The sequence below is a fragment of the Pseudomonas sp. QE6 genome, assembly GCF_041379005.1.
Taxonomy (GTDB): Bacteria; Pseudomonadota; Gammaproteobacteria; order Pseudomonadales; family Pseudomonadaceae; genus Pseudomonas.
The window spans coordinates 41858-57500 of the sequence record NZ_CP166873.1 but is presented as its reverse complement, the minus strand read 5'-3'; the positions used below and the strand labels follow the sequence as shown (position 1 = coordinate 57500).

General features: G+C 64.1%; 12 protein-coding genes and 2 rRNA genes (1 of these 14 only partly in view). 11 read left to right on the top strand and 3 right to left on the bottom strand.

All coding sequences use genetic code 11. The annotated features are described in order from the left end of the window. The 5 genes from ACAW63_RS00285 to ACAW63_RS00265 form a co-directional block, all read left to right on the top strand. Nucleotides 1-420, top strand: a 23S ribosomal RNA gene (locus ACAW63_RS00285) (it extends 2471 nt beyond the left edge of the window). 131 nt (nucleotides 421-551) lie between these two features. Further along, nucleotides 552-667, top strand: a 5S ribosomal RNA gene (gene rrf / locus ACAW63_RS00280). Nucleotides 668-1063: 396 nt separating this feature from the next. Next, nucleotides 1064-1720, top strand: a complete 657-nt coding sequence (locus ACAW63_RS00275; protein WP_275608672.1) for a paraquat-inducible protein A — start codon at nucleotides 1064-1066, stop codon at nucleotides 1718-1720. Continuing rightward, nucleotides 1707-2327, top strand: a complete 621-nt coding sequence (locus ACAW63_RS00270) for a paraquat-inducible protein A (RefSeq protein ID WP_371230863.1) — start codon at nucleotides 1707-1709, stop codon at nucleotides 2325-2327. The genes ACAW63_RS00275 and ACAW63_RS00270 overlap by 14 nt, the downstream gene beginning before the upstream one ends. Further along, entirely contained in the window at nucleotides 2320-4620 is a 2301-nt protein-coding gene (locus ACAW63_RS00265) for an MlaD family protein (RefSeq protein WP_371230861.1), read from the top strand. The genes ACAW63_RS00270 and ACAW63_RS00265 overlap by 8 nt, the downstream gene beginning before the upstream one ends. A 280-nt stretch (nucleotides 4621-4900) precedes the next feature. On the opposite strand, the gene mksF is transcribed toward ACAW63_RS00265, so the two are convergent. Genes mksF through mksB form a run of 3 tightly spaced genes read right to left on the bottom strand, consistent with a single transcriptional unit; the run spans nucleotide 4901 to nucleotide 9754 of the window. Continuing rightward, nucleotides 4901-7735 (bottom strand): Mks condensin complex protein MksF, encoded by a 2835-nt coding sequence (gene mksF, locus ACAW63_RS00260; RefSeq protein ID WP_371230859.1) that lies wholly within the window; start codon nucleotides 7733-7735, stop codon nucleotides 4901-4903. Next, nucleotides 7732-8487 carry an Mks condensin complex protein MksE gene (mksE, locus tag ACAW63_RS00255; RefSeq protein ID WP_371230857.1) on the bottom strand — a complete coding sequence of 252 codons (756 nt, stop codon included), beginning with the start codon at nucleotides 8485-8487 and terminating at the stop codon, nucleotides 7732-7734. Before mksE ends, mksF begins: the two co-directional genes overlap by 4 nt. Beyond that, the gene (gene mksB / locus ACAW63_RS00250; protein ID WP_371230856.1) at nucleotides 8477-9754 is read right to left on the bottom strand and encodes an Mks condensin complex protein MksB; all 1278 of its coding nucleotides are present in this window, start codon (nucleotides 9752-9754) and stop codon (nucleotides 8477-8479) included. Before mksB ends, mksE begins: the two co-directional genes overlap by 11 nt. 204 nt (nucleotides 9755-9958) lie before the next feature. Between mksB and ACAW63_RS00245 the strand changes: the two genes are divergently transcribed. The 6 genes from ACAW63_RS00245 to rimI all read left to right on the top strand — a co-directional run bounded on the left by ACAW63_RS00245 (nucleotide 9959) and on the right by rimI (nucleotide 15559). Further along, nucleotides 9959-10564, top strand: a complete 606-nt coding sequence (locus ACAW63_RS00245) for a hypothetical protein (protein ID WP_371230855.1) — start codon at nucleotides 9959-9961, stop codon at nucleotides 10562-10564. Nucleotides 10565-10804: 240 nt separating this feature from the next. Next, nucleotides 10805-11887: a hypothetical protein gene (locus ACAW63_RS00240; protein WP_371230853.1), complete on the top strand. Its 1083-nt coding sequence runs from the start codon at nucleotides 10805-10807 to the stop codon at nucleotides 11885-11887. Nucleotide 11888: 1 nt separating this feature from the next. Further along, nucleotides 11889-13472, top strand: coding sequence for a hypothetical protein (locus ACAW63_RS00235; protein WP_371230851.1), 1584 nt, complete (start codon nucleotides 11889-11891; stop codon nucleotides 13470-13472). 16 nt (nucleotides 13473-13488) lie between these two features. Beyond that, entirely contained in the window at nucleotides 13489-13998 is a 510-nt protein-coding gene (locus ACAW63_RS00230; RefSeq protein WP_371230849.1) for a DUF6160 family protein, read from the top strand. A 284-nt stretch (nucleotides 13999-14282) separates the two neighbouring features. Next, nucleotides 14283-15110 (top strand): energy transducer TonB, encoded by an 828-nt coding sequence (locus tag ACAW63_RS00225; protein ID WP_371230847.1) that lies wholly within the window; start codon nucleotides 14283-14285, stop codon nucleotides 15108-15110. Next, nucleotides 15107-15559, top strand: a complete 453-nt coding sequence (gene rimI, locus ACAW63_RS00220; protein WP_371230846.1) for a ribosomal protein S18-alanine N-acetyltransferase — start codon at nucleotides 15107-15109, stop codon at nucleotides 15557-15559. The genes ACAW63_RS00225 and rimI overlap by 4 nt, the downstream gene beginning before the upstream one ends. Nucleotides 15560-15643 lie beyond the last annotated feature (84 nt).

The following is a 15643-nucleotide window of genomic DNA, read 5'->3' as shown; positions in this document are numbered from 1 at the left end:
GCGGTGTTTGGCACCTCGATGTCGGCTCATCACATCCTGGGGCTGAAGCCGGTCCCAAGGGTATGGCTGTTCGCCATTTAAAGTGGTACGCGAGCTGGGTTTAGAACGTCGTGAGACAGTTCGGTCCCTATCTGCCGTGGACGTTTGAGATTTGAGAGGGGCTGCTCCTAGTACGAGAGGACCGGAGTGGACGAACCTCTGGTGTTCCGGTTGTCACGCCAGTGGCATTGCCGGGTAGCTATGTTCGGAATAGATAACCGCTGAAAGCATCTAAGCGGGAAACTAGCCTCAAGATGAGATCTCACTGGGAACTTGATTCCCCTGAAGGGCCGTCGAAGACTACGACGTTGATAGGTCGGGTGTGTAAGCGCTGTGAGGCGTTGAGCTAACCGATACTAATTGCCCGTGAGGCTTGACCATATAACACCCAAACAATTTGTGTGTTCGATGGTGAAGTCGACGAACCGAAAGTTCGTGTGAACCGCAAATGACTGTCACATACCCGAATTCGGATGAGCGTGTGCGAATGCCACGAGCGTCCTAAAGAATTGCTTGACGACCATAGAGCGTTGGAACCACCTGATCCCATCCCGAACTCAGCAGTGAAACGACGCATCGCCGATGGTAGTGTGGGGTTTCCCCATGTGAGAGTAGGTCATCGTCAAGCACCTATCCCAAAGCCCCTGGTTAGCGAAAGCTGGCCGGGGGTTTTGCTTTTGCGCGCGGGAAAGTCGGGCCGCTTCCCGAAGTCCTTTACCCAACCTGCGCTGAGACGGTGGCTATCGCGAACGGGGTCCGCTCCTGCGGGTGCAATGCCCTGCCTGGAGTGCTGTTCGTGAACTCTGTAGCCAACGAACTGGCCTGTGGATAGGATGGCTTTCGAGCTCTGGGCAGATTGTCTGCCTGACTGCCGGGGCGTTGTCGAGTAGCGCCAGGATGCACGGTGTGATGCCTCGGTCCCTGTTTCCTCACAAAAAATTCGCAAAGACTCGATGCTTATGCTTCGCAGCGTCGGGCGCTTGGTCTCGTCTACAATAGCGTCAACTTTTCTCTGAGTTTTTTCATGTCCGAAATCCAAGGTGACGCACTGCAGCACCTGCCGTTGGATCAATTGACCGCGTGCCATGAATGCGATCTGTTGATGCGGCGCGTGGCTGTGCCGCTAGGGCAGAAGTCGGTTTGCCCTCGATGCGGCTATGAGCTGGAAATACACCGGCCTCACATGGTGCGGCGCGCATTGGCGTTGGTGCTGACGGCGTTGCTGCTCTACATACCGGCCAACTTCATGCCGATCATGCATATCACCATTCTCGGCCAGACCAGTACCGATACGGTCTGGAGCGGGGTGCAGGGGCTTTATGGGTCGAGCATGAAGGGCGTCGCCGTCCTGGTGTTCCTCTGTAGCATGGTCATTCCGCTGGCCAAGTTGCTTTGCCAGTTGTTCGTGCTGTTGACCCTGCGTTTCAAGACGATGCGCGAGCAGGGCATGTTGCTGTTGCGTGGATACCAGCACCTGCGCGAATGGGGGATGCTCGAGGTCTACCTGATGGGCATCCTGGTGTCGATCGTGAAGCTGATCGGCATGGCTGAGTTGCATATCGGCTTGGGGCTGGCCTGCTTCGTGGCCTTGTTGTTCACCCAGGTATGGCTTGAGGTGACCATGCCGCATCACCAGGTCTGGGGCGAGTTGTCCGGGGAGTTCGACGATGCGAGCCATTGATGCCGGTGTGCTGATCTGCGGTGAGTGCCACCAGCTCAATCGGCGCGTCGAGGGCGACGAAACCACCTGCAGCCGCTGCGGATCGGTGGTGCACGAGCGTAAGCCGAACAGCCTGGCGCGGACCTGGGCACTGCTGATCACGGCTGCCGTCCTCTATATACCGGCCAACCTCCTGCCGATCATGACGGTCAATTTCCTGGGCAATGGCATGCCCGCGACCATCATGGAGGGGGTGATCGAGCTGATCAACGCGGATATGGTTCCGATCGCCGCGGTGGTCTTCGTTGCCAGTATCCTGGTTCCCACCTTCAAGCTGGTCGGCATCACCCTGCTGCTGTATTCGGTGCAGCGTCACCAGCCGATGTCGGCCAGGCAGCGGATCATGATGTACCGCTTCATCGAGTGGATCGGGCGCTGGTCGATGCTCGATATCTTCGTCATCGCGATCCTGGTGGCTCTGGTGAATTTCGGCAATCTGGCCACCATCGAGGCAGACCTCGGTGCGGCCGCCTTCGCCAGCGTGGTGGTACTGACCATGCTGGCAGCAGTGACCTTCGATCCCCGGTTGATCTGGGATAACACGGACGCGGAAAACGACAATGAGTGATCTTCCCACCCCGAAGATGCGCAAGACCTCCAACTGGTCGGCAATCTGGATCCTGCCGCTGATTGCCCTGGCGATCGGCGCCTGGCTGGCCTGGAGGGCCTACGACCAGGCGGGGATCATGATCGATATCCGCTTTGAAAGCGGTGATGGAATCCAGATCAACAAGACCGAGGTGATCTTCAAGGGCATAGGTGTCGGCAAGGTCGTCGACCTGCATGTGAACAAGCCTGACCTGGGGGTTACCGCGTCCGTCGAGATGCGCAAGGAAGCGGGCGAATACCTGAGCAAGGAAACCCGCTTCTGGCTGGTGAAGCCGCGCGTGTCGCTGGCCGGGGTGACCGGCCTGGAAACCCTGGTGTCGGGTAACTACATTGCCATCGACCCGGTGAAAGGCGAACAGCAGAAGGAGTTCACCGCACTGAAGGAGCCGCCGCCGCTGTCCGACAGCCTGCCCGGCCTGCACCTGATCCTGAAGGCCGAGCGCTTGGGCTCGCTGGAACAGGGCAGCCCGATCTATTACCGGCAGATTCAGGTGGGGCAGGTGAAAAGCTATCACCTGGCGGAAGACCAGAAGACCATCGAAGTGAAGATCCACATCGAGCCGGCCTATGCCAACCTCGTGCGCAAACATACGCGCTTCTGGAACGCCAGCGGCATCACTCTGTCCGGTGACCTGAGCGGCCTCAAGCTGCGTACCGAATCGCTGGCCTCCATCGCCGCGGGCGGTATCGCCTTTGCCACGCCGGATAACTACCCGGACAGCCCGCCGACGGACTCGACCAAGCCCTTCCGCCTCTACGAAGACTACGATGCCGCCCAGGCGGGCCTGGGGGTCAAGCTCAAGGTCACCGATGTCAGCGGCCTCAATGCCGGCAGTACGCCGGTGATGTACAACGGCGTGCAGGTCGGTACCGTTAAGAGCATCGACATGGACCAGGACTTCAACGGCGCCACCGCGTCGCTGTCCATGGACCCGCGCACCGAAGACTTCCTCAATAGCGACACCGAGTTCTGGCTGGTCAAGCCGAGCATTTCCCTGGCGGGTATCACCGGCCTGGAAGCGCTGGTGAAGGGCAACTACATCAGCGTGCGCTTCGCCAAGACCGGCGAGCCGACCCGCGATTTCGTCATCCGTCCCAAGGCACCGCCGCTGAACCTGGACTCTCCGGGCCTGCACCTGGTGCTGACGACCGACAAGCTGGGCTCGCTGGAAGTGGGCACGCCGATCCTCTATCGGCAGATGAAGGTGGGTAGCGTGCAGAGTTACCAGCTGTCTCGCCGTGATCCGTCACGGATAGTCATCGGCGCCCATATCGAGCCGGAGTACGCCAAGCTGGTGAACACCTCGACGCGTTTCTGGAACGTCAGTGGGGTGACGGTCAGTGGTGGGCTCGATGGGATCAAGCTGAAAAGCGAGTCGCTGCAAACCCTGATTGCCGGTGGCATCTCCTTCGATACGCCAGACCCCAAGGCGCCGCCGGTGACCAAGGTGCGTCGCTTCGCGCTGTTCGACAGCGAGGAAGTGGCCCATGCCAAGGGGCGGATGATCGAGCTGCGCGCCGATACCGCCGACGGCCTGAAGGAAGGCACCGTGCTGCGCTACAAGGGCCTGGAAGTAGGGCGCGTCGAGCAGGTCGAGCTGAGCAAGGACCTGAGCGGCGTGGTCATGAAGGCGCGCCTGACTCGTGCGGAAGACCGCATCGCTCGCCAGGGCACGCGCTTCTGGGTGGTGGGGCCGGAAGTGGGGCTTAACGGCGTGTCCAACCTGGGCACTATCGTCAGCGGCCAGTACATCGAAGTGCTGCCGGCCGACAAGGTGGGCCAGGCACAGACCGCCTTCAGCGTGCTGGCCAGTCAGCCGAACCGTCTGCTGGAGGGCGACGGCCTGCGCCTGACCCTCAGTGCGCCCCGCCGTGGCTCGCTGAAGGTCGGGGTGCCGGTGACCTACCGCGAGGTACAGGTGGGCAAGGTGACCTCCTTCGAACTAGGTGAGACCGCCGACCGGGTACTGATCCACATCCTGATCGAGCCGCGCTATGCACCGCTGGTGCGTACCGGCAGCCGCTTCTGGAACACCAGCGGTGTCGGTGTGGATGCGGGCCTGTTCAAGGGGGTGAAGGTGCGTACCGAATCCTTCGAGACCATCCTCGCCGGCGGTGTCGCCTTCGCCACCCCGAACAACGCCGACATGGGCTCGCCGGCCAAGCCGGGACAGACCTTCGCGCTGTTCGACGAGTCCAACGAGGAGTGGCTGGACTGGGCGCCGAAGATCCCGCTGGGCAAGGCGAACTGAGTTCACGCCGAACAGGAAAGGGCCGCGGATGCGGCCCTTTTTCATTTCACAGGTTCGGTGGATGCGCGAGCGATGTTTGTAGGATGGGGTGGAGCGCAGCGATACCCATCAGCATCGTCGCTCGGGGCGGCATGGGTATCGCAAGCTCCACCCATCCTACGAAATGGGCTTTGGTGTTATGCGGTTCGCGAGCAAGCTCGCTCCTACAGGAGCAGGCCCGCGCGAAGTCGGAAAAGCAAAAGCCCCGCATTGCGGGGCTTCTACTTTAACGCGGGGAAGGTCACGCCGGCTCGGCGCTGGCCTCCACATCGTTGTGCGCCGCCTTTTCGGTATCCCGGCGACGAATGAACTTCCAGTCCGCCTCGTCGATGTAGATGCCGTTGGGGCCGCTGCCGCCTTCCAGGTCGATGGCCACCTGGGCCGAGACCTGCGGCTTCACGCTTGCCAGGATCGGCACGAAGCCCAGCTGCAGGCTGGTCTCCAGCAGCGCCGACTGGTTGCGTTCGTCGATGTCCGCCGCCTCGTCGAGGTAGTAGGGCAGACGCACGCGGCCGGCCTGTTCGCGGTCCATCAGGTGCAGCAACAGGTACATGTTGGTCAGCGCCTTGATGGTCATGGTGGTGCCGTTGGATGCAGCGCCGTCGATGTCGGTGTGCATGATCGGCTGGCCGCCCATCTTGGTGATCTCGAACGCCAGCTCGAACAGGTCCTTCAGGCCCAACTGGTTGTTGTTCGCCGCCACCAGGCGCGACAGGTAGTCCTTGGCTTCCTCGTTCTTCGCATCCTGCTCGGCGCTCTGGGTTAGGTCGAACACCGAGAGGTTCTCGCCTTCCTCGTACTGGCCGGCGCTGTGGATGATCTGGTCGATGTGCTTGAGCGCGTCCTTGTTGGGCGCGAGCACGATGCGGAAGCTCTGCAGGTTCGACACCTGGCGCTTGTTGATCTCGCGGTTGAACAGCGCCAGCTGGTGTTCCAGGTTGTCGTAGTCGCTGCGGATGTTGCGCAGGGTTCGGGCGATGTCGGTGACCGCCGCTCGTCTGGCCTTCGCCAGGGTGAGGGCTTCGTCGGTGCGGTGGGCGTAGGCGTTGATCAGCAGTTGCAGACGACGTTCCGGATCATCCTCGCTGTCGAACTTGGCCACGCCCTTCAGGCGTACCTGGGCGTACAGCGCTTCGATCTGGCCGTCCACGCGCTGCAGCGACTGCCAGGTGTCCTGGTAGTCGTTGAGCAGCGGCAGCAGGTTGTCCATGGAGTCGTCCACCGGGTCCATGAACGGCGTGCCGAAGGGCAGGTCGGCCGGCAGCAGCTGGCGGCGGCGCAGGGCGTCGTCGAGGGTGCGCTGCTTGGCTTCCAGGTCGGCCAACTGGCGACCGATCAGTTGCAGCTTGGCGGAGAGCTGCTGGACGCGTTCGGTGAAGGCGTCGGCGGAGCGCTTGAGTTCGTCCTGGGTGGCTTCCAGCTGGGCGAGCTGCTCCAGCTTGCCTGGCTCTTCGGCATTCAGGGTCTGGCTGCGGCGGAAGTCTTCCAGCGCCTTCTGCGCATCGAGCACGTCCTGGTACAGCTTGTCCGCCTGCGCCTTGCTGGCGTTGCGGTCGGCGGCTACGGCCTGCTGGGTCTTGAGCTGCTTGAGCTCCTTCTCCAGGCGCTCCTTCTGGTCGCGCAGGGCGGCGCGGTCGGCCAGGGCCTGCAGGGCCGGCGGTTCGATGTGCGAAAGGTCGATGGAGAGGCCCGGCACTTCGAAGCGCTCGCCCTTGAACGCATCGAGGATCTTCTCGACGCTGCCGACCCATTGGCCGGCCTCGTCCAGGTCCACGCCCTTCTCGCCCAGCGGCAGGCTGAACAGCGCGCCATTGAACAGGCGCATCAGGCGCTCCACATCCTGCTGGGAGAACTCCTCGCGCAGGCGGGCGTAGCTGTTGTTGTCGGCGTGTTCGAGCTGCTGGCGAACGCCCTTCAGTCGTTTCTCCAGGTCGCGCATGCGCTCTTCCAGGTCTTCGCTGGAGAACTGCCGGGAATGGGCCAGGGCGCCGGCCAGTTCGTCGTGGGCGTCCTTGGCGGCGAGCAGCTGCTGCTCCAGCACCTTGGCGTCCTCGACCAGGGCGAAGCGGTTCTTCAGCACGGCCAGTTCGCCCATCCAGCGCTGGATCTCGCTGATCTCGCGCTCCAGGCGCATCAGTTCGGCGGTGCTGCCGCGCTGTTCGTTCTGCAGGCCGTCCTGCTCGCGGCGGTAGTGCTCGGCCTGGATGACCAGCTCTTCCTTGCGCGCGCCGGAGTAGTCTTCCCAGGTGCCCAGCAGGTTATCCAGCAGCGGCGAGAGACGGTGCATCTTGCCGCGCAGGATTTCACGCTGCGCCACGCCGTTGGCCAGGGCCTCGACCAGCGGGCCGGCGGCGACCAGGGCCTGGTAGTCGCCCTCCATGCGACGCACGTCGCGGAAGGCTTCCTCGCAGGCGGCGATGTAGTCGACGCTGCCCGAACGCAGGCTGTGCTCGAAGGCATCGAGGAACAGCTGCTTGAGCTTGGCCGCGGTGATCTCGCGCATGTGCAGCAGGTTGATGAACAGCGAGCGGAAGGTCTTCAGGCTCTGTTCACTGGTGGAGCGCAGCGGGATCAGGGTCAGGTCCAGCGGGATCGAGGTGTGGCCGCCGACCAGCAGGCGGCGCAATTCGTCCGGCTTCAACTCATAGGACTTGATGCCCTCGCGCTCGAGGTTCGCGTACAGCTCGCGCAGGCGCAGGCAGGTGCCGTTCTTCTGGTAGTGCTCCAGGTCCAGTTCGCCCTGGTAGGCGAAGAACTGGTGGCCGAAGCCGCCGCCCGGGCCGCGACCACCACAGCCAATAACGTGACGGCCGTGGGGCAGGTCCAGCTCGATGAGGATGTAGCTGGTGTCGGTGGCGAAGTAGAACTTGCGCGAGGCTTCCAGGCTGTACTTGCCGAAGCTCATGTCGGACATGCGCGCGAGGATCGGGAACTGCAGCGCGTTGATCGACGCCGACTTGCCGAGGTTGTTCGCGCCGTACACCGACAGCGGTTGTTCCAGCGGGAAGATGCCGAGACTGTAGCCGGCAGTGTTGAGCAGGGCGAAGCGGCGGATGCCGTAGCGTTCCTGGGTCATGCCTGGGCCTCCATGTCGGCTTGTTCTTCGGCGATGGCGCGGGCGAGGGCGTCTTCTTCGCTCTCTTCTTCCACGATTACGGCAGCAGGGGCTTCAAGGGTGACGATGGCTTCGTCGTCGGCCGGCTCGTCGGCGTAGGACTCGAGGATCACCACCGGCTCGTCGTCTTCGTCCATCAGTGCGGGCGCGGTGAACTGCATTTCGCTGGCGTGCAGGTTGCTGGCCAGGTCGCGGTCCTGCTGGACCGACAGGCAGACGTCGAGGAAGCGGTGGATCGGCGGCAGGAAGCGGTACACGCCGTTGTCCTCGGCGGCGAAGCCGAGCTGGGTGAGGCGGCGCATGACCTTCTCTTCCAGTTCTTCCTGGGTGGTCACCTCGGCCTGCAGGAACAGGTCGCGGTATTTCTCCAGCAGCGGCGGCAGTTCGTCGCGGCCGATGCTGCCGCCATCGAGGACGGCCAGCGGGTCGCGGCCCTGGTCGGCCAGGTGCTCGACCAGGATGAAGGTGAACAGCGCCAGGCGCTGGGCGGTCTTGTTCACCTGGGCGCCGATCTGCTCGGGCACGAAGTAGTAGAAGCCGCGGGTGTCGCAGACCAGCTCGTAGCCCAGGCTGCGGAACAGCGCGCGGTAGGCGTCCTGCTGGTTGGACAGCTGGCTGTACAGCTCCGGGTCGCGGCGGCTGATGTGGAAGCCCTTGAACAGCTCGCGGAAGATCGGCGCGAGCTGGGTCATTTCGGTGAGATTAATCTGCATGCGATTCGCTCTTGCTGTCCTTGCCAGCGGCGGGGCCGGCGATCAGGGCGAAGGAGCACAGGCTGACGCTGTGCTGGAGAGTGTCGTATTGGCGGCGCTCGAGGCGGTCGCGCTGGAAGCGGGCATCGCGCGACAGGCGCGAGAACCAGTAGAGCAGCTCGTCGGTGGCGCCTTCGGGCTCCTGTTCCAGCAGCCACTGCATCAGGTCCGGCAGCGGCAGCGCGGCCTGGCAGCGGTCGAGCATTTCCCGGGCGGTGCGCGGCGAGCGCTGCGGGCCGTCGCTCTTGCGATTGCCGCTGGCCTTGGGGAAATGCGCCGGCTTGGGCTGGAAGTTGGCCAGCGCGAAGACGTAGCTCTCGACCTGGGACGCGGTGCCCAGGAAGTTGCTCTGCGGCCGGGTGAACATCGGCATGGCGGCCTGGGGCACGGCGTCGATGCCCTTGCGGCGGATGACCGACAGCGCCAGGGCGGCGCCGCGGGTGATAGCGTTGTGCCGGCGGGCTTCCTCGCGCAGCGGCAGCAGCAGTTCGCGGGCGCGGCGCAGGGTGAGCTGGGCGGTGGTCTGCATTTCCAGGATGCGCGCGTGGGTGCGCAGCAACTGGTCGTCGTCCACCAGTTGGCCCAGGCGTGCCTGTTCGCCCAGCAGGCGCAGCAGCACCTGTTCCACGCGGCGCACACCCTGCTCGAAGGCGCCGTCGGCGGAGACCAGCTGGATCATCGGTTCGACGTATTCGTCCCAGGTCGCCAGCACTTCCGCGTAGCGCTGGCGCAGCGGAATCTGCCGGTCCTGGGTCTTCGCCCGTTCGGCCACGGCGACCAGCGCCTGTTCGTCGTTGGCGAGTTTCTTCAGCACGTCGCGCACGCGCATGTCGAGCAGGCGCAGCTGGCGGGCCAGGTCATTGCCGTCGCGCACCTCGAAGGCGTCGCGGATGTAGCCGGCGAGGCGCTCGAGGTGGCGCAGGTAGGCCTCGATCTCCAGGCACAGGCCCAGGCGGTGCTCCTGGCGCAGGTAGGCGAGGAAGTCGTGGATCTGCGCGTTCAGCTCGAAGCGGTTGGGGCTCTTGGCCACCGGGACGAGGATGTCCAGGCGCACCCACTGGTCGAGCAGGGCGGTGATATCCACCGGGGTGCTGTCGGGCAGCTGGCTGGTGAGCTGGTTGCGCAGCTCCACCAGGCTCAGGGTGCCGGCGTCGAAGCGCTCGCACAGCGGTTCGAGCAGCACCCAGTGTTCGGCAAGGGCGCGTAGTACGCGTCGTGGGTCGATCATCGGCTTGGTTGGGCCCGGAATGAACAAAGGGAGCGATTGTACTGCAAAGGGTCTGCCCTGGCCGACAGAGTGACGAAACGCGTCAGATTGCGACGGGCTCCATCGGCTCATGCGTGAAATGGATCACGGAATTTCGCCGCTAAATAGCTGAATTTTCTGGCATGTTTTCTGCCAGAGTCAGTCGACGAAGACTGATCTACCACCATGACCTACGACGCCGCACTTGCCAAAGCCCGGTGGGCCGAACTGGAGCGCCAGAACGACCTCGACTGGGATCTGGACGCCATCACCGACCGCAACGAAGCCATCGCTTTCCTGCAGCGCTTCGAGAACCGCCTGTGCATCTATTCGTCGTACGTCGAGAAGCTCTACAGCAACTACAGCTTCGTGATTCCGGAAAGCCAGGAAGGCGGCATCACCATCCTGCCGGACGAGCAGGCCTGGTTCGACACCTTTCATGACATTCCCGCCGACGCGGTCGAGCCTACCGGTATCCATATCCTGCCGGGCGAGACCATGGGCTACAGCGGCCTGTACCTGAAGATACCCGGCGAGCACCGCCTGGTGGCGTCCCGCGAGCTGCCGTTCCAGGACGGGCTGAAGGTGCTGATCAACCGCTACCGGATGCGCGAGGACTCCTTCCTGCCGGTGCTGGTCAAGGGCGATCTGCGCGAGTACGAGGCTCGCATGCCTTCGCTGCACCTGCACCGCCTGAACATTGCCAAGCTCCAGAGCCATTCGCGCCTGAACCTGGATTCCATCAAGGGCGCCATCGCCGAGCACCTGATCGGCCTGTTCCGCCAGCACTGATCCGGCTCCTGTAACGCCGGTGTGACGATGGGTAACAACTCCTGCCGACCGCCTGTTTCGCCCGTACAGGCTTTCCACTTCCGAAGGCACATTTTCTCGACTATGGGTCGGGCCGCTATGGCCACCGAATTCCTATAGTGGCATCACGGGGTCGAGCCTCCGGTCGCTGCCAAGGACCGGCCTTGCGTCGGTTGCGCGCCCCCTTCCAATAACAACAGCTCCCCATCAGAGGAGAGTGCCATGCGTCAGTCCTCCGGTCCGCTCATGCGTGCCCTTGCCTTGCTCTGCGGGGGCCTGCTGGCCTGCTCCGCCCAGGCCCGCATGCAATCGCTGGATGACAACGAGCTGTCGGCGATCTCGGGCCAGGGCGCGATGCTCACCGTCGATGCCTCCACCTACCAGAACTACCAGTACACCCGACTCAACTTCGGCGCCGACATCAGCCTGCTGACCAACATCGACCAGCTCAGCCTGGGCAACTACACCCGCACCGGCCCCACCACCGTGTCCAACCAGCCGGCCGACATCCTGATCAACAACTTCGCCCTCGGCCGGGTGGACAACGCCAACTCGCCCGATGCCAAGGTGGTGCCGTTCCAGATCCAGGACCCGTACGTCGAGTTCGCCTTCCAGACCAACAATGGCGTGCGCCAACTGGTGGGCGCGCGGGTCGGCTTCGGCAGGGCGCAGGGCGACCTGTCCGGTGACATCCTGTCGATCACCGGCAACCTGCAGGGGCAGATCTACGGCCCGGCATCCATCGCCTACGACTACTACACCCGCAACGGCTGCCCGAACCTGATCAACTGCCTGGCGCTAGCTGTGGCCGGGGATACGCCGGTCTATGCCGACGTGGTGCTGCTCAAGGCCGGTACCGGCGAGGCCACCATCAACGGCCAGCCGATCAACCGCGCCACCCAGATCGGCATCGCCAAGGGCGACTCGCTGCACTCCGACTCGGGCGGCCTGGTCGCCGCGCTGATCCCGACCCTGTCGACCACCAACAACTGCCAGGCGCTGGGCCTGACCACCTGCTTCGACCTGACCAACTACAAGACCATCTACATCGGCAAGCCGGGCTCCACGGACATCAACACCGGCGCCCAGGGCATCTTCTTCTCCCTGCAGAACCAGAACGTGCCCTGGCAGGACCTGGCCAACGCCGGCAAGTTCGTGAATACCCAGTCCGGTGCCTTCGCCAACTTCCCGAAGGTGGGCAATGGCGCGGATGCGGTCTATCCGATCCTGATCAACCTCTATGATGCCCTGCGCGGCCTGCCTCGCCAGTCGACCTGCATGGGCTCCCAGGCGGCGGGGTGCTGATATGAGCGCACGTGCCACATTCGTCGCCTGCCTGTTCGGCTGGCTGCTCTGCCTTCCGGTCCAGGCCATGAAGGCCCTGGACGATGATCAACTGGGCGAGGTCAGCGGCGCGGGCCTGGGTTTCTTCATCGACGGCTTCAGCTACGACCAGGCCAGCGCCTCGGCGAAGATCACCGGGGTGAAGAACAGTGCCAACCAGGATGTCCAGGTGGATATCACCGGCGCCTACATCAAGGGAGCCGGCAGCCAGCGCGGTACGCTCGACACTCGGGCCTACATGGGCACGCCCATGCACCCCTTCACCTTCGGCCCGATCAAGTACAAGGTCGGCGCCAACATCCCGGTCGGGCAGGAGGCATTGCAACTGATGACGCCGACCTGGACCGACCCGATCAACGATACCCACAAGTTCGGCCTCTGGTCCTACTACCAGGGCTGCCTGTTCGGCGAGGCCGGTTGCACCGACCCCACCAAGGCAACCAGCAAGATCAACAGCGAGCTCAGCGCGCTGACCACCCAGCGCAACACGCTACTCAGCACCTATTCCAATGACATGGTCACGTTGAAGTCGGGCATCGACGCCGACATGGTCGTGGTCAACCAGCGCGAAGCCCAGGTGGATGCCGCACAGATCGTGGTGAACAACAACTACAGCACCATGCAGAGCACATACGCCGTAGCTCCCGCGCGGGTCTGCGACAACGTGCTGGGCATCGCCTGTACCAGCAAGCCGGAGTTCGGCACCAAGTACGACTGCTCCTTTATCGCCGGTTGCAGTACCAACACCGGGGTGAAGGCCTACAACGACTCGGTGGACGGCTACAACACCAGCACCTCCAACCTGAGCACCGCGCAGCAGAACCTCAGCGCCTCCTGGAACGTCACCCGCAATGGCGTCACCCTCAGCCAGCGGGCCAGCGATTACGACAAGTTCGTCCAGCTCTGCGGGGCGCAAAGCAGCGGCGCCACGACCTGCGTGGGCGGCACCATCACCCGCACGGGGAACAACGTCGCCACGGTGAAACTGGTGGCCGATGCCATGCCGGGTTCCGCCGGCACTCGGATCCAGGGACTGGACATCGGCATCAAGACCCGCTTCACCCTGCCCAGCGTCGCTTACAATAGCGACGGTAGCCGCGGCGCCACCACCCAGCGGCAGGACTACTTCGCTATCGCTCTGGAAAACTTCACCCTCAACGGCTCCTACCTCAACCTGTGGGGCGACTCAGTCGGCCTGAAGGCTTCCATGAGTCTGCAGATGTACGCCGACAAGCTGATCATCAGTGGTTGCGAGGTCTGCTCCGACAGCGACCGGGTGGTGGCCAAGAACGTCTACTTCGACCTCAACCTGGGTGACGCCAACTACCAGCCTGCGACCCTCACCGTCGCCAGCAACGGCGACCTGGTCCTGAACGCCCCGGGCGTCACCTGGGCCAACCACACCGCCTTCTACCAGAACGTACAGAAGAGCAATATCAGCATCGGCAACCTGAACATCGGCGGTACCGACCTCGGCTCCCAGGCTGTGCGGGGCATGCGGATCGACTACCTGAACGTGCGTACCGTCAACCTGCCGCGCCAATGACATGAGGAGCATCGCCGTGAACCGCCTGCCCCGCCGATTCCTGAGTGCCTTGCTGATGCTTGTCGCCGCAGGTACCCACGCCGAGATGCGCAACCTGGACGACAGCGAGATGTCCGACGTCAGCGGCCAGGACGGCGTCAGCCTGAGTATCAACTTCAACCTCGCCCCGGTGGCCGGCGACACCCGCTGCACCGGCGGTTGCGGCGCGCGCCTGGCGATCCAGCCGCTCAACAGCACCGGCTTCATCGTGCTGGACAACATCAAGGGCGCCTTCAGCTTCGATGGCATGAGCCTGGACATGGTGACCATCGACAGCGGCTTCAACGGCGACGGCGCGCTGTTCAACCGACAGGCCATGAAGATCGGCCTGACCAACGCCAGCGCCACCAACCTGCAGTTCACCCTCGGCGGCGCCAACCAGGGCAAGGTCGCCGCCAGCGGTCTGCAGCAGACCAACCTGCTCACCTACCAGGCCACCGGAGCGATCAAGCTGACCGGTAATGTGTACGTGTTCGGCACCCCGTAAGAGCCTGTTGAGAATCGGCTGCGCGTCGGGCATGGCTGTGTTGAAAACAGGCTCGGAAATGCCTATTAACCCTCCGCTTCCTCGCCTGTCTTGATTCGCTGGCGCTCACCCGGAGGCTGTTACTCCCGTTGGTCGTTGCGCCTTGCTCTGCTCTAGCTCTCGAGATTTTGATCAGGCTCCAAGCGATTCGCCGGCCGGCCTTTCCCCCCGGCGCGTTTCACGCGACAATCCCGCCTCGATGTGCCGGCCTGCCCGTGCAGGCTCCACTTACAGGTAACCGCCCCTTGATCGAAGAAGCCCGCCGCCGCGCCTACCTCGGCGCCATGCAGGTCGCCACCTGGCTGCCGCGCCTGGCGTTGCCGTTCGCCGCACCGTCGCGCCCGGAACTGCTGGAAACGCCCGCGCCCATCGTCGTCGAGAAAGCGCCGCCGGCGCCTGTCGCCGAAGTCGCACGCGAAGCCGCTCCGGTTGCTGCTCCGACCGTCGCGCCCGTGGGGGAGCCCGGTTCGATCGCGGCCCGCCTGATGCCCAAGCCTGCTGTGCCGGCCAAGGCCGCGGCCCCTGTGAAAACCGAAGAGCAGGCCGCGCCGGAAGCCGAGCCCGTGGTCCGCGCCCCGGTCGCGCCACCGCCGCGCTTCGCCCTGCAACTGCTGCGCGCCGGCGAGTGCGCCCTGCTGGTGGAACTGCCCACCGGCGAGCCCCTGGCCAGCCGCGACCCGGCCTACCTGCTGCTCAAGGACCTGCTGCGCGCCGCCGGCCTGCCGGAGAGCCCGCAACTGCTGGGCGAGCCGGTGCGCTGGCCGCTGTTCGCCAGCGGCAACATGGACCAGGGCCCGCAGGCCGCTCGTGAGTTCGTCCAGGGCTTCGTTGCCGCCCGCCTGGAAGACGGCGCACCCTGCCGCCTGCTGTGGCTGGTCGGCATGCCCGCCGTGCGCTACGCCGGCGAGGCGGACGAAGAGTCCCTGCTGCGCGAGCTGCAAGTCGAAGGCCTGGGCGTCGCCTGGGCCCTGCCGGGCCTCGAGCGCCTGGCCGAAGAACCCTCTTTGAAAGCCGACCTGTGGCGCGCCATGCGTCGCGTTCGGCAACGCTGGATGAGTCAGACCACCGCATGAGCGATGCCGTTTCCTTCCGCCTGATGACCGAGGCGGACCTCGATGCCGTTCTCAAGATCGAATACGCCGCCTTCAGCCACCCCTGGACGCGCGGCATCTTCGCCGATGCCCTGAACAGCTACGAATGCTGGGTGATGTTCGAAGGCACCCAGCAGGTTGGCCACGGCGTGATCCAGCTGATCCTCGATGAAGCGCACCTGCTCAACATCACCGTCAAGCCGGAGAGCCAGGGCCGCGGCCTGGGCCTGACGCTGCTGGAGCACCTGATGAAGCGCGCCCATGAACGGGGCGCGGTGGAATGCTTCCTCGAAGTGCGCGAGTCCAATCAGCCGGCCTACCGCCTGTACGAGCGCTACGGCTTCAACGAAGTCGGCCGGCGTCGTGGTTACTACCCGGCGGTCGGCGGTCGCGAAGATGCCCTGGTGATGGCCTGCACCCTGGTCGAGTGAGCCTGCTGGCACCCACCTTGAGTTGCCCGTAGGAGCGAATTTGTCCGCGACTCTTCCGGGCTTCGGTGTGCAGGTTCAGGACTT